Genomic DNA, 17,981 nt, shown 5'->3' with positions numbered 1-17,981 from the left:
AATAGTATATGAAAAAAGGGGTAAAGATAATAGTATTCAGTGTTTTAGCAGCTATCGTGTATTCGTGTAGTGTTAAAAAGGATGCTTTTTTAAATAGAAGTTACCATGCCGTTACTACCAAATACAATGTGCTTTTTAATGGAGAACAATCGTATTTAAAAGGACTTCAAGAAATTCAAGAAAAGCACGAAGACAATTTTTGGAAACGCTTACAAATAGAACCTATAACTTTTGATGAAAGTAAGTTAGCTACAAAAGTACTTACTCCAGGTACAGGGTTTAAAGCGGATGAAGAAGAAGAAAATAAGAATTTAACGCCTTTTGAAAAAGCGGAAGAAAAGGCTATAAAAGCAGTTCAAACACACTCAATGAATATTAATGGCTATGAAAGAAATAGTCAGATAGATGATGCTTATTTATTATTAGGAAAGTCAAGATACTACACACAACGTTTCATTCCTGCATTAGAAGCTTTTAATTACGTTATAGTTAATTATCCAAAAGCTGATTTAAACTACGAGACAAAAATTTGGAGAGCGAAAACCAATATTCGTTTAGGGAATGAGAAAAGAGCTATAGAGACGTTGTCGTTGTTGTTAGATGTTTTAGATGAGAAAGAAAAAATAAATAAATCAGTTAAAGAGCAAGCTTACACTGCGATGGCAATGGCTTATGAACAAACAGATACCATCCAAAAAATGGTAGACTATTTAAAATTAGCCACCAAAACACATTATAACAGAGAACAAACGGCTAGAAATATGTTTGTTTTAGGTCAGGTTTATAGTGAATTAGACAGAAAAGACTCAGCAAGAATGGTGTTTAGAAAATTATCAGAATTTAAAAGAGCACCAGATAAATTCCGTATAAGAGCAGATATTGAACTTGCTAAAAATACTCCGAATGATTCAACATCAATATTGATGCTTGCAAGATTAAGAAAACTAATTAAAAATTCTGATAACCGTAAGTTTTTAAACGAATTATATTACCAAGCAGGGGTAATTCAAGAAGGAAGAAATAATCCTGAAGCAGCAGCAGAATATTATAAAAAGTCTTTACAAGCGAAGCATAATAACAACTACCAAAAAACCTATGCTTATGAACGTTTAGCAAACATGGCTTTTGAAAAAGAAAACTATTTGTTAGCTGGCTCTTATTATGACAGTGTAATGCAAGTTGTTTCTAAAGAGTTTGATCAAGAAAAAAGGATTCGTAGAATTCGTAGAAAAAACAAAGGGCTCACAACTTTAAGGAAGTACGAAGAAACAGTTAAAAATAATGACAGTATTCTTGGCTTGGTGGCTATGACTCCAGATGAAAGAACTTCTTTTTTTGAAGCATATATTGAAAAAACTAAGAAAGAAGACGAGGAAAAAAGACAACAAATATTAAATGCTCAGAACTTTGGAAGCGGTTTTGGAGGCGGAGCATCTATAAATAATAATGCAAATAAAGGGAAGTGGTACTTTTATAATACACAAGCCTTAGGATTTGGAAGAGCAGAGTTTCAAAAAATATGGGGAACACGCCCATTAGAAGATAACTGGCGATTATCAGATAAATCTACCAGTGTTTCAGAAAATGTATCAAATGACACTGATGGAAACAAAGTAAATAAGAGATATGAACTCTCAACATACATTGATGCTATACCTACTGATGGAAATGTAATTAACGACCTAGTAAAAGAACGTAATGATGCATTATATCAGTTAGGATTAATTTACAAAGAGCAGTTTACAAATGCTGTATTAGCTATTAAGAATTTAGAGCGCTTAAGAGAAGTTAGCGCAGACGATAAGCTAGAATTACCAATAAGCTATCATTTATATCAGATATATAAAAAGCAAGGAGAGGTAGCTAAAGCAAATGAGTATAAGAATATTATCTTACAGAAGTACCCAGAAACAAGTTTTGCTCAAATAATTTTAAACCCTGATAAAAAACTTGTTGAAGAGAAAAAAGAAGATGAGGTTTTAAATAAATATAAAGAAATATACTATTTATACAAAGAAAATAAGTTTGAAGAGGTTGTTAATGAAGTAGATAATTTTTCAACTGCACTAAAAAATTCAAATTTAATCCCTAAATTTGCGCTCCTAAAAGCCTTGGCTATAGGTAAATATCAAGATAAAGATACCTATAAAAAAGCATTAGAGTTTGTTGCGGTTAGTTATGCAACTAGCGAAGAAGGTAAGAAGGCAAAAGAAATCATAGAACAGTTAAATAAAACATAAACACCCTTAAATTCCCCGAATATGTTTGGTAAAGAGAGTAAAAAAACAGGAGAAAACAAAGTTGCAGAGAGAAACATTATAGGAAAAAACACTAAAATTACTGGAGAAATAATTTCTGAAGGAGATTTTAGAATCGACGGAACCTTAGAAGGTACTATAGAAACTAATGGTAGAGTAATTATTGGTAGTACTGGTTTAATTAAAGGAAAAGTAGAGTGTACTAATGCTGATGTAGAAGGAGAGTTTTCAGGAGAGTTGTTTGTATCAAACACATTAACAGTAAAATCTTCAGCAAATATCACTGGAGATGTAGTTATAGGGAAATTATCTGTGGAACCAGGAGCTGAATTCAATGCTACTTGTGCCATGAAAGGAGCGGTAAAAGAATTAAATAAGAATGAGCAAGGACTCAAAGAAAAAACCGCTTAATAAATACATACGATTCACAGGAATTGCACTTCAAATGGGACTAACCATTTACCTAGGAAGTTTACTAGGTGAATGGTTAGACCAAAAATACCCAAACGACAACCAACTTTACGTAAAAATTTGTACACTTGCGGCAGTTTTCGGAGCTATGCTCTCGGTAATTATACAAGTAACCAATCTAACAAAAAACGATGATTAAACGAATTATAATTTTTACTATAGTTGTAGGTGTATTAGCTGCTTTAGGATTCTTTATTAATAATTACTTCATAGAGAAAAACGCTATAAGTTTATCTTTTTCGTTACTATCAGTGTATGTATTTAACTTAATAGCCTCGTTGGTAATTTATACTGCTGTAGAAGTAGTAATAAATTATTTACCTAATGAAACAGGATACTTGTATCTTGGTTTAATGCTGGTAAAGTTTGGAGTTTTTATTTTGTTATATCAAGATTCCATTTTTTCTGAAACAGGTTTAACTAAACCTGAAAAAGTTTCAATACTACTTCCTATCCTTACTTTTTTATTAGTAGAAGCTATTGGTGTTTCAAAGTTGTTGAATAATAGATAGTTTACTGTTTTTTGATGTCTTTGGAAGACTCAGAAAAACTAAATAAAAAAACCGTTTGTAGTTTTAATTTATTGTGTACCTTTGCACGGAAATTTAGAGACCATAATTCTATATTTAGTAAGGTATGATGATAGCAAAAAAACCTATCTATTTTTTAACGGTACTAGCAATAGTATTTAGTTCATTTACAGCATTCGCTGGAGGAGGTGATACTTCAAACGGAGGTCAGATTAATACACGAGAGCAAATTGATGGATATATTAAACATCACTTAGCAGATTCACATGATTTTACATTGTTTTCGTATACAAACGATGCAGGAGAGCGTAAGCATGTTGGTTTTCCTTTGCCAGTAATTGTTTGGACGAGTCAAGGATTAAAAACTTTTATGTCTTCTGAATTTCATCATAACGATGACGGTCACGTTGTTGTAGAAAAAGGAGGAGTAAAACTTGCTAAAATTCACAGTAAAATATACGAGTTAAATGAAGGGGAAACAGCTGTTTCTTTTGATGAAGCTCATCATGCTACCAATGCGCACAAGGTGTTAGATTTTTCTATTACTAAGAGTGTGTTTGGTATGTTATTCGTAGGGTTGTTAATGTTGTTAGGATTTGGTTCGTTAGCTAAAAGTTATAAAAAAGGAGCAATTCCAACAGGGGTTGGCCGTGTATTAGAACCTTTAGTACTTTATGTAAGAGATGAAATAGCAAAGCCTAATATCGGTGAGAAAAAATACATGAAGTTTATGCCTTATTTGTTAACTGTATTCTTCTTTATTTGGATGTTAAACTTGTTAGGTTTAACTCCTTTTGGATTTAACGTTACAGGACAAATTGCAGTAACAGTATGTTTAGCATTGTTTACGTTAGTAATCTACTTGACAAATGGTAGTAAAGATTTTTGGGTACACACATTATGGATGCCTGGTGTACCGGTAATTTTAAGACCAATTTTAGCAGTAATCGAATTGATTGGGTTTATTTTAATTAAACCTTTCTCATTATTAGTACGTTTGTTTGCAAACATTACAGCAGGTCACTTTGTGGTAATGAGTTTAATAGCATTAATGATTACACTAAAGAATCAGTTCGGAGCTGTAGGTTCAACAAGTATTTCATTGTTGTTGGCATTATTTATTACAGTAATTGAAATTTTAGTAGCGTTTTTACAAGCATTTATTTTTACAATGCTATCGTCATTATTTATTGGTATGGCGGTTGAAGAACACGAACATCATTAATTTAGAATAAGAATTTGTTTAATTATATATAAATCAATCAGTATGTACAATTTAATTGGAGCAGGATTAATCGTTATCGGAGGAGGATTAGGATTAGGTAAAATCGGAGGAAGTGCAATGGAAGCTATCGCACGTCAACCAGAAGCAGCTAATAAAATCCAAACAGCGATGATCATTATCGGAGCATTATTAGAAGGATTAGCATTTGGTGCTTTAATCTTAGGGAAATAATTCCGAAACAAAACAGAAGTAAAACATTTTCCTGTAACGATTGGTTGCAGGAAATGTTTTCAAATTAAACAAAAAACAAAACAGTAAAAAGATTAAATTTCAGATACAATGGATCAGTTAATAAATGATTTTTCTCCAGGGCTATTTGCTATGCAAGCATTAATATTAGTAATCTTACTAGTTTTATTGTTCAAGTTTGCATGGAAACCAATTATGGCTGCTTTAACAGAACGTGAAGAAGGTATTCAAAATGCATTAGATCAAGCAGAAAATGCTCGTAAAGAAATGCAAAATTTACAAGCTGATAACGAGCGTTTATTAAAAGAAGCAAGAGCCGAGAGAGATATGATGATGAAAGAAGCTCGTGAAATTAAAGATAAAATCATTGCTGATGCAAAGCAAGAAGCTGAAGAGCAAACTACTACTATGGTAGAGAATGCTAAAGCTACTATTAAGCAAGAGCAACAAGCAGCAATCGCTGAGTTAAAGAAGAAAGTAGGAGACTTATCTATTGAAATAGCTCAAAAGCTTGTAAGAAAAGAATTAGCTTCACAAGGCGATCAATTAAAGCTTGTGGAAGGAATGTTAGAAGAGGTTACTTTAAACTAATCAGTAGATGAAAGAAGCAAGAGCAGCATTACGTTACGCAAAAGCAGTTTTAAACTTAGCTAAAGATTCAGGAAACGAAACTTTAGTAAACGATAACATGAAGTTAATCGTTGATACAATTGCTGAGAGCGATGATTTAGATGTTATGCTTAAAAGTCCTGTAATCAAAGCTGCAGATAAACAGAAGGTTTTAAATGCGCTTTTTGGTGATAAAGTAGATAACATAGTAAAAGGGTTATTTAACTTATTAGAGGAAAACAAGCGTATGGTAATGTTAGAGTCTATTGCTAGGCAATATGCTATTATATACGATTACCATAAGAACATCAATGTGGCTAGAGTTACTACAGCAGTAGCTTTAACAAAAGATTTAGAAGATAAAATACAAGCTAAAATTGTAGCCCTTACAGGAAACAATGCAAGTATTGAGAATATAGTAAATCCTGATATTTTAGGAGGATTTATCTTACGAGTTGGAGATGTGCAGTACGATGCAAGCATTTCTAGCCAATTTAATGAGTTAAGGAGAGAGTTTGACAACGGTCATTACATTCCAAAAATTTAATTATACATCAAAAGAAATAAGATGGCAGCAATTAAACCAGCTGAAGTATCAGCAATTTTAAAGGAACAATTAACAAATTTTGAGTCTAAGGCTTCATTAAACGAAGTAGGGACAGTATTACAAGTAGGTGATGGTATTGCACGTGTTTATGGATTATCTAACGTACAATACGGAGAATTAGTAGAATTCGATAACGGATTAGAAGGTATCGTATTAAACTTAGAAGAAGATAATGCAGGTGTTGTATTATTAGGAGCTTCTACTTCAGTAAGAGAAGGATCTACTGTAAAGCGTACAGAAAGAATTGCTTCTTTAAAAGCTGGAGAAGGAATCGTAGGACGTGTTGTTAACACTTTAGGGCAACCAATTGATGGTAAAGGACCAATCGAAGGTGAAACTTTCGAAATGCCTTTAGAGCGTAAAGCACCAGGAGTTATTTTCCGTGAGCCTGTAACAGAACCAATGCAAACAGGTATCAAATCTATCGATGCAATGATTCCAGTAGGACGTGGTCAACGTGAGTTAATCATTGGAGACCGTCAAACAGGTAAATCAACTGTTGCTATTGATACTATCTTAAATCAAAGAGAATTTTATGATGCAGGACAACCAGTGTACTGTATCTATGTAGCTATCGGTCAAAAAGCTTCAACAGTAGCAGCTATTGCTAATATGTTAGAAGATAAAGGAGCGTTAGCATATACAACTATTGTTGCTGCAAATGCATCTGATCCAGCTGCAATGCAAGTATACGCACCATTTGCAGGAGCTGCAATTGGAGAATATTTCCGTGATACTGGTAGACCAGCTTTAATTGTTTATGATGATTTATCTAAACAAGCTGTTGCTTACCGTGAAATTTCATTATTATTAAGAAGACCACCAGGACGTGAGGCATATCCTGGAGATGTATTCTACTTACACTCAAGATTATTAGAGCGTGCTGCAAAAGTTATCAATGACGATAAAATTGCAAGTGAAATGAATGATTTACCAGATTCTTTAAAAGGAATTGTAAAAGGTGGAGGTTCTTTAACTGCATTACCAATTATTGAAACACAAGCAGGAGACGTTTCAGCATATATTCCAACAAACGTAATTTCGATTACAGATGGTCAGATATTCTTAGAGTCAGATTTATTCAACTCAGGGGTTCGTCCAGCGATTAACGTAGGTATTTCTGTATCACGTGTAGGAGGATCTGCTCAGATTAAATCAATGAAGAAAGTATCAGGTACTTTAAAGTTAGATCAAGCTCAGTACCGTGAATTAGAAGCATTCGCTAAGTTTGGTTCTGATTTAGATGCTGCAACTTTAAATGTAATTGAAAAGGGTAAGCGTAACGTAGAGATCTTAAAACAAGCTCAAAACGATCCTTATACTGTAGAAGATCAGGTAGCTATTATTTATGCAGGTTCTAAGAACTTGTTAAAGGATGTACCTGTAAACAAGGTAAAAGAATTTGAGAAAGATTATTTAGAGTACTTAAATGCGAAGCATAGAGATACTTTAGATACTTTAAAAGCAGGAAAGTTAACTGATGAAGTAATTGATACTTTAAGAGACGCTGCTAAAGAAGTTTCAGCTAAATTTTCAGCTTAATAAAAACAAAAAAGGCATCCCCGTGTAACAACGGGGGTTTTATAAATTTTAAGTTCAATTAAATGGCAAACTTAAAAGAAATACGTAACAGAATTACTTCGATTAAATCAACAATGCAGATTACCTCTGCCATGAAAATGGTATCGGCTGCAAAGTTGAAAAAAGCTCAAGATGCAATTACAGCAATGCGTCCTTATTCATCTAAGCTTACCGAATTATTACAAAGCTTAAGCGCCACATTAGATAGCGATGCAGGTGGAGTATATTCAACAGAAAGAGAAGTAAATAAGGTATTGTTAGTTACTATAACTTCTAACAGAGGTTTATGTGGAGGTTTTAACTCATCTATTATCAAAGAAACAGTTAAAACAATTAACGGGAAATATAACGATGCTGCTGTTGATTTATTAACAATTGGTAAAAAAGGAAACGATATTTTATCAAAAGATTACACTGTTATTGAAAATAGAAATGATATTTTCGATGATTTAACTTTTGATAATGTTGCTGAAGTTGCTGAGCAGTTAATGAATTTATTTGTTGATGGTTCTTATGATAAGATAGAAATCATTTACAACAGATTTAAAAATGCAGCGACTCAAATACCACAAGTAGAACAATTCTTACCAATTCAACCTGTAGAGGGAGAATCAAATGCTAATTCAGATTACATTTTTGAACCTTCTAAAGAAGAAATTATTTTAGAGTTAATTCCTAAATCATTAAAAACGCAATTATACAAAGCAATTCGTGATTCATTTGCTGCCGAACACGGTGCTCGTATGACTGCAATGCACAAAGCAACTGATAATGCAACGGAATTACGTGATGATTTATTATTAACATATAATAAAGCACGTCAAGCTGCTATTACAAACGAAATCTTAGAGATTGTTGGTGGTGCAGAGGCTTTAAATAACTAAGAAAAGAGAATTACTCAGAACATCCTGAGAGTTATTATAAAAAAGCGAACCAATTTGGTTCGCTTTTCTTTTTATATGATTTTATTATTCAAAATCAGATGATAAATAATAGTTTTCTAAGGTTACTGGATATAAATCACTTTCAAAAAACAGATTCATAATTCGAGTAGTAACAGGGCTAATTCCAGTACTTACTCCATCTACTTCATGAGGGTACGTCATATTTGAAGAATGGTTATAACCAATAGTATGTCCTATTTCATGCGCTGTAATAAAACCAGTTTCTTTACGAATATAATCTCTAAGTACATGTTCAGCCAAACCAAAGGTTGCTCCACCACCTAAACCAGAAACATTAACAACTTTACCACAGTTATAGCGTGGTTTGTTTAAAATAATACTGTAGGCTTCCTTTTTCTCATTTTCACTTAAAGCGGTTGTTCCATCATTTCCAATAATATTCTCATTGATAAATTCATTTTTAAAATTATCGGAAGCAAAAACAACCCCAAGATTAATCATTAACCCTGTGAATCGGCGGATGTCTTTTGCAGTAATATCTTCAGCCCAATTATTATCAGGATTATTGTCAGTGTCGAAGTCGTGGTATTTTATCACCCATTTTAGTTTACTCAAACCTTTAAGTTTTTGGATAATTTCATTATCGCCAGTAAAATCAAATACAATATTATTTGGGTCTATACCTGTATCTTTAAAAACAGAAAGATCTACTTCTTGGTTGTTTGTGTTTAAAAATAGTGGAGAATTATTTATAAATGGGTAGTTAATCTCTTGCTTAGCATGAGCTCTTATTTTATCAATCTTAAATAATTTAATCGGTTTAAGAAAACCCTCTGCTTCAATCGTGGCTGTAATGGTTATATCTTCTATATCTATTGGAGCAAAATTAGCAACTTCAATAGTTTTATTATCAACTGGCTTAACTCTTATTACCTTTCCTATTTCGTACATACGAGATTCAGAAGTCATTACTTCTTGAGATTCTCCATCTTGAAACATTAAACTAGAATTGGTTTCAGAATCAAAAGAATAGGTTTTAAGTTCAATGTTAGGAATACTTTCTCTGTCACTACAGGAAAGGAATAAAAAAGAAGAACAAACTAACGTTTTAAATAATAGTTTCATTTTTGAAATTTTTGGGGGTTATTTTTCGCGAATATAAAACTTACAAACCATTGTTTTTGAAAGTTGAATAAAACAACTTGAGGTTTGTTATTATGTATAGTACGATATATTTAAGCAGAAACTAAGCTGTTAACAGTTTTACTTTTCTTTAAACTATTTTTACTTAGGTATAAGTATACTAGTAAAGGAATTAACCCATGAGGAAGCCTGTATATTGTTAAGTATAAGTACTGATGTATAATACTCAAAGAAAAATCATAGTGAAAACCACTAAAAATTCTTGCCAAAGCAGTTACAAGACCCCAAAAACAAGCATATAACAAGGCTGGTTTTGAAAGTTTAGGAACGAATATAGCAATAGCAATAATAAAATCTAAAACACCAGCTACAAATAATAGGTTTTTAGCCATTTCTTCTTGAATAGGTAAGATGTTTAAAGTCATAGTAACAAAATTACCTGGTAACGGATAAAAAACACCAATAGCGTACATTCCATGACATGTAAAAGCTAGGGCAATAAAAACCTTAAGATAAAAAAGTAAAAGAGGTACATTTTTGTGCTTTAAGAAATATAATAAAGCAATAGGAACTCCAAACTGAATAGTGTGCTCAAAAAACATTATAAGGTGATAAAACTTATCTTTAGTAATCATTAAAGCCAAAAAAACTAAGCTTACAGCGCCTAGTTTTAATACACTACGCATCCACATTTTTGAATTTTCATTTATTATTATTGAAATGATTGCACATGCTAAGTATAAAATACCAATACTTCTGGTTAAAATTTGGATAGCAAAATCTGTATTTAAGTTAGTAACATAAGACTGCCAACTAACGTCAAAAATAAAATTAATTACGGGCTCCAGTAAATGCTGATCCCAAAAGAAACTTCGGTACGGGGCATCCCAAAATAAATGCTGGTAAGCTCGACCAAAAAAAATAAAAAAAGAAGAAAATTTTAAAAAAGAAAGAAGGGTTTTAGTGTTCATAAATAAAGGTTTAAACAAAAGTAAAAATAGGGGGTATGTAGTTTGTTAAAATAAGATTAGCAAACCATAAAATAATAGTTAGATTAATGTTAGTCAGATTATTATATAATTAATTTTAATAAAAATAAACCATTAATTTGAAAGGGAAAAAATATATTTGTGTAACTAACAAGTAAACTTTAAAGTCCCTCACAATGAAAAAAATTATTTTAACACTGTTATTGTTAGCAGTTCTTAGTACTTACGCTTCTAATGATAAGTATCGATTAATCATCACAGACAATCCGGCAACCACTATAATGATTGGTTGGAATCAAATTTCAGGGTCCAATCCAATTATATACTATGGAACGACAGATAACGGGACCAATTGGTCAAATTATCCAAATTCCAAATCTGTAGATCGCTCAGTTTCTTATAAAGGAATGAGTAATACTTTTGCCAAATTAACCGGATTAAGTCCTAATACTAACTATTATTTTGTAATTAAAGATAGCCAAGGGGTAAGTAGTCGTTTTTGGTTTAAAACAGCTCCAAATACCAACGATAAAATGTCTTTTATTGCTGGAGGAGATTCAAGAAATAATAGAACACCAAGAAGAGATGCTAACTTGTTAGTTTCTAAGTTAAAGCCAACCGCAGTGTTCTTTGGAGGAGACATGACTAATGGAGACTCTAGTTCTGAATGGCAAGACTGGTTCAACGATTGGCAATATACCACAGCAAGTGACGGAAGAATGTTTCCTATAGTGCCGACAAGAGGAAATCACGAAGGTTCCAATAATAGTATTTATAACCTGTTTAATGTTCCTTCAACAAGTGTTTATTACGATATAACTTTTGGAAACAACTTGTATACAATTTATACACTGAATTCAGAAATTTCCGCTGGTGGTACTCAGTATTCATGGTTAAGTCAAAAATTAAATACAAATAGCTCTATTTGGAAGTCCGCTCAATATCACAAACCTATGCGTCCACACGTATCATCAAAATCAGAAGGAAATGATGAATACGCTAGTTGGTCTCAATTATTTTATGACAAAGGAGTGAATTTGGTATTTGAATCGGATTCTCATACAGTAAAAACAACATGGCCAGTAAAACCTTGTTCAAGCGGAAGTAATTGCGATGAAGGTTTTGTTAGAGATGATGTTAATGGAACTATTTATGTTGGAGAAGGTTGCTGGGGAGCACCGTTGCGTTCATCCAATGATTCAAAAAACTGGACAAGAGACGCAAGTACTTTTAATCAGTTTAAATGGATTTTTGTTGAAGAATCTAAAATAGAAGTTAGAACAATTAAAGTAGATAATGCAAGTAGTGTAGGTTCTGTTTCAAATCAAAATCCATTTACAATACCATCTAATTTAGATATATGGAACCCATCTAATGGAAGTATAGTAACAATTATGAGTAGTAATGTTAGCTATCCAGAAGTTACAATTACAAGTCCATCATCAGGCTCATCACATACTGTAAACACTCCAGTAACAATTTCGGCTAGTGCGACCGATACTGATGGAACGATTTCAAGTGTTAAGTTTTATGTAAACAATTCCTTATTAGGAACTGATTCAAGTAGTCCATATTCGTATAACTGGGTTCCTAGTGTTAACAATCAATCTTATACAATTAAAGCAGTAGCAACAGATAATGAAGGAAACGAAACAACTTCAGAAGAAATTACAGTTTTTGTAGGTAGTGTTTCTAAGACAGTAACGTCAACAATAAATAGCACAAATGATGATGCTGAGCAATATGAGTCGTCAGGAACCATGTATATGAATAGCTCTGATTTGGAATTGGTATACGACGGAAGTTCAAAAGGAAATCAACATATAGGATTGTTATTTAGAAACTTAAATATACCTGCAAATGCTACGGTAACGAATGCGTATATACAATTTACTACAGATGAAACAAATACGGGAAGTACATCTTTAGCAATTAAAATTCAAGATTCGTCAAATGCACCAGATATTACTTCACAAAGCTATAATATAACCTCAAGAAGTTATTACAGTCAATCGGTTGCTTGGAACCCTAGCTCTTGGAGCTCTGTTGGAGCATCTGGAACAGCAGAAAGAACACCAGATTTAAAATCATTAGTACAATACGTTGTAAACAAGTCTAATTGGGCAACAGGTAATTCAATGCTGTTTTATATTTCTGGAACAGGTGAACGAACGGCAGAATCATACGATGGAAGTAGTGCTGGTGCTCCAAAACTGATGGTTACTTATAGTACAGGATCTTCTGATAATGGAGGAGGAGAGACTCCAGAATGTGAGGATGTAAGCGTAACAATTACTTTTGATAAATATTCTTATGAAACTTCTTGGACTTTGAAGGATAGTAATGGACAAACAGTGATAAGCGGAGGTGATTATACCCAAGGAAATGGAGAGTCTATTACTGTTTCAGAATGTTTACCTGTTGGATGTTATGATTTTACAATTAATGACGAATATGGTGATGGTATATGTTGTAGTTATGGAAGTGGTTCATATGAAATAACAAATAGCAAAGGGGACGTATTAGCTTCAGGAGGAAGTTTTGGCTCTTCTGAAACCAAACAAGCTTGTTTAAATACTTCTACTTCTGCAAAGGAGCAACTAAGAAGTAAAAAAATAGAAGAAACAAACACCTCAGGAATGAGTATTTATCCGAATCCAGCTGTTGATAGGATTTATATAAAAGGAGGAAAGAATACAATTTTATGGACCGCAAAAGTAGTAGACGTATCAGGAAGAAAAGTAATAGAAGTACCTGTAATTAATAATTCAATAGATGTTTCTACAATTTCAAATAACTCAATTTATATTATTGAAATATATAATGAATTAGGACAAATGAAACTTTCTGAAAAGATAATGAAGAGATAAATAAAAAGTCTAAATGAAAAAGAACTTGTTAATTGGTTCTTTTTCATTATATTAGTTCCAGTATAAATTAAAAAAAATTATTATGAAAACGAATTTTAAAAATTTCGCATTTATTTTCTTGTTCTCTATTTTTCTTTTTTCATGTCAAACTGAAGAATCCATTGGCGATGAATTACCACAGAATGCCATAGAAAAGCTTAAGAAAGGAAATACTTTAGCATCTAAAAGTGGTTCTTGCTCTTATATAGATGTAGATAATGAGAGTAAACTATACAGAGGAGAGTATAGAACTTATACAGTTGTCGAAAACTATTCTTCTTATCAGTGGTCGATAGATAGCGGTAGTAATGTTCAAATAATTGGAGCTTCTAATCAAAAATCAGTTACATTATATTTTAGCCAAGGATTCAATCAAGCAGTGATTAAAGTGTTGTTTGGAAATTGTGATGAAAGACTTACTTTAACTGATTCACGTTTTGATTGTGATTGTAATGTTTATCCTACTCCACCTTTAGCATATCCAATTTATTCAACTTTTGGTTCTCCAGTACCTAGTAATTATGAGAAAGATAATTTAGGAAGTAATTATATTTGTACAACAACAATAAACAATGAATTATCGGTTCCTTATGAAAGGTGTGCAAGTTATAATTGGCAAATAAGTCCAGGAGGAAACCAAGGAAAAGTATTTCCATCAAATAATTCAGCTATAGTGACAGTCAGTCAACCTGGTACATATACAGTGACATTAACTACAACTAATGTCGCGGGCTCAAGGATAGAAAAGTTTTTATTATATGCAGAAGACTGTAATGGAGATGGAGGCCCCATAGGTTTCTAAGCTTACATAACAATAAAAAGCGAACCAATTTGGTTCGCTTCTCTTTTTATAATAAATCTTGAATTGTTTTTTTAATTGAATTAACATCTATTCCACAAACTTCTTGCAATTGCTGAATTGTGCCATGATGAACAAATTCATCAGGAATTCCTAATAGTTTTATTTTTCCTTTATAGTTCACTTCGGAAGCATGTTCTAACACAGCACCCCCAAATCCACCTTTGATAGTGCCATCTTCAACAGTGATAATAGTATCAAATTTTTTTAAGATAGTGTCTAAAAGTTGTGTGTCTAAAGGTTTTACAAAACGTAGGTCGTAATGTGCAACCGATTCATTGTTTTCAAGCAAATTTATTGCTTCTGAGACATTATTTGCAATAGTCCCTACAGATAATAGAGCTACTTGATTACCATCTTTTAAACAGGTTCCTTTTCCAACTTCTATAGTTTCGAATGGAGTTTTCCATTGCTCTAATTTCCCTTTGCCTCTTGGGTAACGAATTGCAATTGGATGTTCGAATCCTTGTTGAGCGGTAAACATTATGTTACGCAGCTCAATTTCGTTACGAGGAGTAAATACAATCAGGTTTGGGATACAACGCAAATATGCTAAATCAAAAACTCCGTGATGTGTTGCTCCATCTTCACCAACCAATCCCGCTCTATCAAGACAGAAAATTACAGGTAAGTTTTGCAAGGCTACATCATGAATTACTTGATCGTAAGCTCGTTGTAAAAAGGTAGAATAAATATTACAAAAAGGAATTAACCCTTGAGTAGCCATTCCTGCAGCCAGGGTTACCGCATGTTGTTCTGCGATACCTACATCAAAAGTACGATCAGGAAACTCTTGCATCATAAATTTTAACGAACTTCCTGTTAACATTGCAGGTGTAATTCCTACAATTTTTTCGTTTAGTTGTGCTAGTTCAACAATCGTTTTTCCAAAAACATCTTGAAACTTGGTGTATTTACTTTCTTCTTTTGGTAAAACGTCTCCAGAAACTTTATCGAATTTTCCAGGAGCGTGATACCTTACTTGATCTTGTTCTGCTTGTCGTAACCCTTTCCCTTTGGTGGTAATTACATGTAAAAACTTAGGTCCTTGAATCTTTTTTAATCGATCTAATTCACGTAGTAATTCTTCAAAATTATGTCCATTAATTGGTCCAGAGTAATCAAAGTTAAGAGCTTCAAAAATATTATGCTGCTCAATTTCTAATCGAGGAGCTTTAATTTTTGTTAAATAATCTTTTAAAGCACCTACGGATGGGTCAATCCCAATAGCATTATCATTCAGAATAACTAAAAGATTAGCATTGGTGTCTCCTGCATGATTTAAGGCCTCAAAAGCCATTCCGCTTGCAATAGAAGCATCTCCAATAACAGCAATGTGATGCTTTTCAATACCTTGTAATTTAGAAGCAATAGCCATTCCTAAAGCTGCCGAAATAGCTGTAGAGGAGTGACCAACACCAAAGGTGTCGTATTCACTTTCTGAGCGTTTTGGAAAGCCTGAAATACCGTTGAACTGACGATTGGTATGAAAAATACCTTTTCTTCCTGTTAAAATTTTATGTCCGTATGCTTGATGTCCCACATCCCAAACTAACAAATCGTTTGGGGTATCAAATAAATAATGGAGTGCAATGGTGATTTCTACCACGCCTAAACTTGCACCTAAATGCCCTTCTTTTGTGGAAACCACATCAATAATAAACTCACGCAATTCTTGGGCGAGTTGTGGTAATTCTTCTGATGTTAACTTACGTAAATCAGCAGGAATTTGAATGTTTTTCAAAAGGTCGTTCGACATATAGCAAAAGTACAAAAAGGTAGAGATTCCTAACTTTTTAGACTAAAAACTTTGTAGTTTTGTTGTATGAGCAAATTGTACTTGGTACCCACACCGATTGGAAATTTAGAAGACATTACGCTGCGAGCGTTAAAAGTCTTACAAGAAGTAGATTATATTTTAGCTGAAGATACACGCACGAGTGGTAAATTGTTAAAACACTATGATATTGCTACTCCAATGCAATCGCATCATATGCACAATGAACATAAAACGGTTGATACCATTGTAAAACGTTTACAAAGTGGTGAAACTTTTGCATTAATCTCTGATGCTGGAACTCCTGCAATTTCAGATCCTGGTTTTTTATTGACAAGAGCTTGTGTACAACATGGTGTTGAGGTAGAGTGTTTACCAGGAGCTACTGCTTTTGTGCCTGCATTAGTAAATTCTGGATTACCTAACGATAAGTTTATTTTTGAAGGTTTTTTACCTGTAAAAAAGGGACGTCAAACGCGGTTAAAGTTCTTAGCAGAAGAAACTCGCACTATGATTTTTTATGAGAGTCCACATAAACTATTAAAAACCTTAGCAAATTTTGTGGAGTATTTTGGTGAGGATAGACAAATATCAGTTTCTAGAGAATTGACAAAATTATTTGAAGAAACCAAGCGAGGAAGTGTAAAAGAAGTGTTAGCATATTATACTGAAAAACCAGCCAAAGGTGAGATTGTTGTTGTGGTTGAAGGGAAAAAGTAAAGAATTTTAAGTTTTATAAAAACCCTAACTTTTGTTCTGCTTGAGTTTCTTATTTTTGTAGTTCTTTAAAAAGATCACATGTCTACATTTCATAAATTACGTATTGAAAAAATAATAAGAGAAACAGCTGATGCTGTGTCTATTTTATTTGATATTCCGGTAGAATTAACAGATAACTATACTTTTATTGCAGGGCAATATATTACCATAAAAGCTACTTTAGACGATAAGGAAATAAGGAGGGCTTATTCTATCTGTGCTTCACCTAATAGTAAACAAATAAAAGTAGCTGTAAAAGCAGTTGATCATGGAAAATTTTCAACCTATGCTACAACAAAACTGAAAGAAGATACCTTTTTAGAGGTATCTGAACCAGAAGGAAAATTTATCTTAGAGCCTCAAGCACAAAAAAACTACTTAGCTTTTGCTGCGGGAAGTGGAATTACCCCAGTTTTATCAATGGTAAAAACGGTGTTAGAAAACGAATCAACTTCAACGATTACATTAGTTTTTGGAAACAAAAGAGCTGAAAGTACTATTTTTTATACCGAATTAAATGAGTTAGCAGAGAAATTCCCTTCTCAATTAAACTTACATTATGTGTTTAGTCAAGAGGTGAGAACCAATACTAAGTTTGGTAGAATTGATAAAGGACATGTAAACTACTTCGTAAAAAATATACATAATGATATTTCTTTCGATTCAGCATATTTATGTGGGCCAGAAGAAATGATTCAAACAGTTTCTGAAACACTTCAAGACAATGGGTTTGATGAAAGAGATATTTACTTTGAATTATTTACAGCAAGTACTTCAGATGAAGAAGCAGCATTAAATATTCCTGATGGGAAATCGGAAATTAAGGTAGTGTTAGATGATGAAGAGCACACTTTTATGATGGAAAAAACCGATACGGTTTTGGCAGCTTCTTTACGTAATAAGCTAGACGCTCCATATTCTTGTCAAGGAGGGGTTTGTAGTAGTTGTATCGCAAAAGTTACTGAAGGGAAGGCTGTAATGGCAAAAAACTCTATTTTAACCGATGATGAATTAGAAGAAGGATTAATCCTTACATGTCAAGCGCATCCAACAACACAGAAAATAGTGGTAGATTTTGATGATGTATAGGTAAAAGCGTAACTTTATAGA

17 protein-coding genes are annotated in these 17,981 nt (G+C 32.8%); 14 read left to right on the top strand and 3 right to left on the bottom strand.

Translation table 11 applies throughout. The features are described from left to right. Positions 1–8 precede the first annotated feature (8 nt). The 10 genes from porW (at position 9) to atpG (ending at position 8,414) form a co-directional block, all read left to right on the top strand. Entirely contained in the window at positions 9–2,240 is a 2,232-nt protein-coding gene (gene porW, locus ACKTTR_RS15205) for a type IX secretion system periplasmic lipoprotein PorW/SprE (protein WP_408028635.1), read from the top strand. A gap of 21 nt (positions 2,241–2,261) precedes the next feature. After that, positions 2,262–2,669, top strand: a complete 408-nt coding sequence (locus ACKTTR_RS15200; protein ID WP_408028634.1) for a bactofilin family protein — start codon at positions 2,262–2,264, stop codon at positions 2,667–2,669. Continuing rightward, the gene (locus tag ACKTTR_RS15195) at positions 2,638–2,868 is read left to right on the top strand and encodes an AtpZ/AtpI family protein (protein WP_408028633.1); all 231 of its coding nucleotides are present in this window, start codon (positions 2,638–2,640) and stop codon (positions 2,866–2,868) included. The genes ACKTTR_RS15200 and ACKTTR_RS15195 overlap by 32 nt, the downstream gene beginning before the upstream one ends. Next, positions 2,861–3,241, top strand: coding sequence for a DUF6168 family protein (locus ACKTTR_RS15190; protein ID WP_408028632.1), 381 nt, complete (start codon positions 2,861–2,863; stop codon positions 3,239–3,241). The genes ACKTTR_RS15195 and ACKTTR_RS15190 overlap by 8 nt, the downstream gene beginning before the upstream one ends. A 124-nt stretch (positions 3,242–3,365) precedes the next feature. Further along, positions 3,366–4,484: a F0F1 ATP synthase subunit A gene (gene atpB, locus ACKTTR_RS15185; RefSeq protein WP_408028631.1), complete on the top strand. Its 1,119-nt coding sequence runs from the start codon at positions 3,366–3,368 to the stop codon at positions 4,482–4,484. A 42-nt stretch (positions 4,485–4,526) separates the two neighbouring features. Then, positions 4,527–4,715 carry a hypothetical protein gene (locus tag ACKTTR_RS15180; RefSeq protein ID WP_099215024.1) on the top strand — a complete coding sequence of 63 codons (189 nt, stop codon included), beginning with the start codon at positions 4,527–4,529 and terminating at the stop codon, positions 4,713–4,715. Positions 4,716–4,823: 108 nt separating this feature from the next. Next, entirely contained in the window at positions 4,824–5,324 is a 501-nt protein-coding gene (locus tag ACKTTR_RS15175; RefSeq protein WP_408028630.1) for a F0F1 ATP synthase subunit B, read from the top strand. Between the two features lie 7 nt (positions 5,325–5,331). Continuing rightward, positions 5,332–5,889, top strand: a complete 558-nt coding sequence (atpH, locus tag ACKTTR_RS15170) for an ATP synthase F1 subunit delta (protein ID WP_408028629.1) — start codon at positions 5,332–5,334, stop codon at positions 5,887–5,889. A 21-nt stretch (positions 5,890–5,910) separates the two neighbouring features. Then, positions 5,911–7,491 (top strand): F0F1 ATP synthase subunit alpha, encoded by a 1,581-nt coding sequence (atpA, locus tag ACKTTR_RS15165; RefSeq protein WP_408028628.1) that lies wholly within the window; start codon positions 5,911–5,913, stop codon positions 7,489–7,491. Between the two features lie 62 nt (positions 7,492–7,553). Further along, positions 7,554–8,414 carry an ATP synthase F1 subunit gamma gene (gene atpG / locus ACKTTR_RS15160; RefSeq protein ID WP_408028627.1) on the top strand — a complete coding sequence of 287 codons (861 nt, stop codon included), beginning with the start codon at positions 7,554–7,556 and terminating at the stop codon, positions 8,412–8,414. An 84-nt stretch (positions 8,415–8,498) separates the two neighbouring features. On the opposite strand, the gene ACKTTR_RS15155 is transcribed toward atpG, so the two are convergent. Together ACKTTR_RS15155 and ACKTTR_RS15150 are read right to left on the bottom strand one after the other, a co-directional pair. Then, complete coding sequence (locus tag ACKTTR_RS15155) at positions 8,499–9,560, bottom strand: zinc metalloprotease (protein ID WP_408028626.1); 1,062 nt, start codon at positions 9,558–9,560, stop codon at positions 8,499–8,501. 110 nt (positions 9,561–9,670) lie between these two features. Further along, positions 9,671–10,549, bottom strand: a complete 879-nt coding sequence (locus ACKTTR_RS15150; protein WP_408028625.1) for a hypothetical protein — start codon at positions 10,547–10,549, stop codon at positions 9,671–9,673. Between the two features lie 194 nt (positions 10,550–10,743). On the opposite strand from ACKTTR_RS15150, the gene ACKTTR_RS15145 reads away from it, so the two are divergent. Together ACKTTR_RS15145 and ACKTTR_RS15140 are read left to right on the top strand one after the other, a co-directional pair. Next, a complete protein-coding gene (locus tag ACKTTR_RS15145) occupies positions 10,744–13,437 on the top strand; it encodes an Ig-like domain-containing protein (RefSeq protein WP_408028624.1) in 2,694 nt (897 codons plus the stop codon). 82 nt (positions 13,438–13,519) lie between these two features. Continuing rightward, complete coding sequence (locus tag ACKTTR_RS15140; protein ID WP_408028623.1) at positions 13,520–14,278, top strand: hypothetical protein; 759 nt, start codon at positions 13,520–13,522, stop codon at positions 14,276–14,278. 46 nt (positions 14,279–14,324) lie between these two features. Here ACKTTR_RS15140 and dxs read toward each other — a convergent pair whose 3' ends face one another. Further along, positions 14,325–16,094, bottom strand: coding sequence for a 1-deoxy-D-xylulose-5-phosphate synthase (dxs, locus tag ACKTTR_RS15135; protein WP_408028622.1), 1,770 nt, complete (start codon positions 16,092–16,094; stop codon positions 14,325–14,327). 66 nt (positions 16,095–16,160) lie between these two features. Here dxs and rsmI point away from each other — a divergent pair, with 66 nt between their 5' ends. Both rsmI and ACKTTR_RS15125 read left to right on the top strand, forming a co-directional pair. After that, a complete protein-coding gene (gene rsmI, locus ACKTTR_RS15130; RefSeq protein WP_408028621.1) occupies positions 16,161–16,832 on the top strand; it encodes a 16S rRNA (cytidine(1402)-2'-O)-methyltransferase in 672 nt (223 codons plus the stop codon). Positions 16,833–16,910: 78 nt separating this feature from the next. Continuing rightward, positions 16,911–17,960, top strand: coding sequence for a 2Fe-2S iron-sulfur cluster-binding protein (locus ACKTTR_RS15125; protein ID WP_408028620.1), 1,050 nt, complete (start codon positions 16,911–16,913; stop codon positions 17,958–17,960). The last annotated feature ends 21 nt before the right edge of the window (positions 17,961–17,981 follow it).

The organism is Tenacibaculum litoreum, assembly GCF_964513915.1.
GTDB classification, from domain to species: Bacteria; Bacteroidota; Bacteroidia; order Flavobacteriales; family Flavobacteriaceae; genus Polaribacter; species Polaribacter litoreum.
This window is presented reverse-complemented; position numbering and strand designations above follow the sequence as displayed.

Coding starts and splice junctions, on each gene's coding strand:
- ACKTTR_RS15190 (WP_408028632.1), top strand. CDS start 2,861: ATGATTAAACGAATTATAATTTTTACTATAGTTGTAGGTGTATTAGCT.
- ACKTTR_RS15175 (WP_408028630.1), top strand. CDS start 4,824: ATGGATCAGTTAATAAATGATTTTTCTCCAGGGCTATTTGCTATGCAA.
- dxs (WP_408028622.1), bottom strand. CDS start 16,094: ATGTCGAACGACCTTTTGAAAAACATTCAAATTCCTGCTGATTTACGT.
- ACKTTR_RS15195 (WP_408028633.1), top strand. CDS start 2,638: ATGAGCAAGGACTCAAAGAAAAAACCGCTTAATAAATACATACGATTC.
- atpA (WP_408028628.1), top strand. CDS start 5,911: ATGGCAGCAATTAAACCAGCTGAAGTATCAGCAATTTTAAAGGAACAA.
- ACKTTR_RS15155 (WP_408028626.1), bottom strand. CDS start 9,560: ATGAAACTATTATTTAAAACGTTAGTTTGTTCTTCTTTTTTATTCCTT.
- atpH (WP_408028629.1), top strand. CDS start 5,332: ATGAAAGAAGCAAGAGCAGCATTACGTTACGCAAAAGCAGTTTTAAAC.
- ACKTTR_RS15200 (WP_408028634.1), top strand. CDS start 2,262: ATGTTTGGTAAAGAGAGTAAAAAAACAGGAGAAAACAAAGTTGCAGAG.
- ACKTTR_RS15140 (WP_408028623.1), top strand. CDS start 13,520: ATGAAAACGAATTTTAAAAATTTCGCATTTATTTTCTTGTTCTCTATT.
- rsmI (WP_408028621.1), top strand. CDS start 16,161: ATGAGCAAATTGTACTTGGTACCCACACCGATTGGAAATTTAGAAGAC.
- porW (WP_408028635.1), top strand. CDS start 9: ATGAAAAAAGGGGTAAAGATAATAGTATTCAGTGTTTTAGCAGCTATC.
- atpB (WP_408028631.1), top strand. CDS start 3,366: ATGATGATAGCAAAAAAACCTATCTATTTTTTAACGGTACTAGCAATA.
- ACKTTR_RS15180 (WP_099215024.1), top strand. CDS start 4,527: ATGTACAATTTAATTGGAGCAGGATTAATCGTTATCGGAGGAGGATTA.
- ACKTTR_RS15150 (WP_408028625.1), bottom strand. CDS start 10,549: ATGAACACTAAAACCCTTCTTTCTTTTTTAAAATTTTCTTCTTTTTTT.
- ACKTTR_RS15145 (WP_408028624.1), top strand. CDS start 10,744: ATGAAAAAAATTATTTTAACACTGTTATTGTTAGCAGTTCTTAGTACT.
- atpG (WP_408028627.1), top strand. CDS start 7,554: ATGGCAAACTTAAAAGAAATACGTAACAGAATTACTTCGATTAAATCA.
- ACKTTR_RS15125 (WP_408028620.1), top strand. CDS start 16,911: ATGTCTACATTTCATAAATTACGTATTGAAAAAATAATAAGAGAAACA.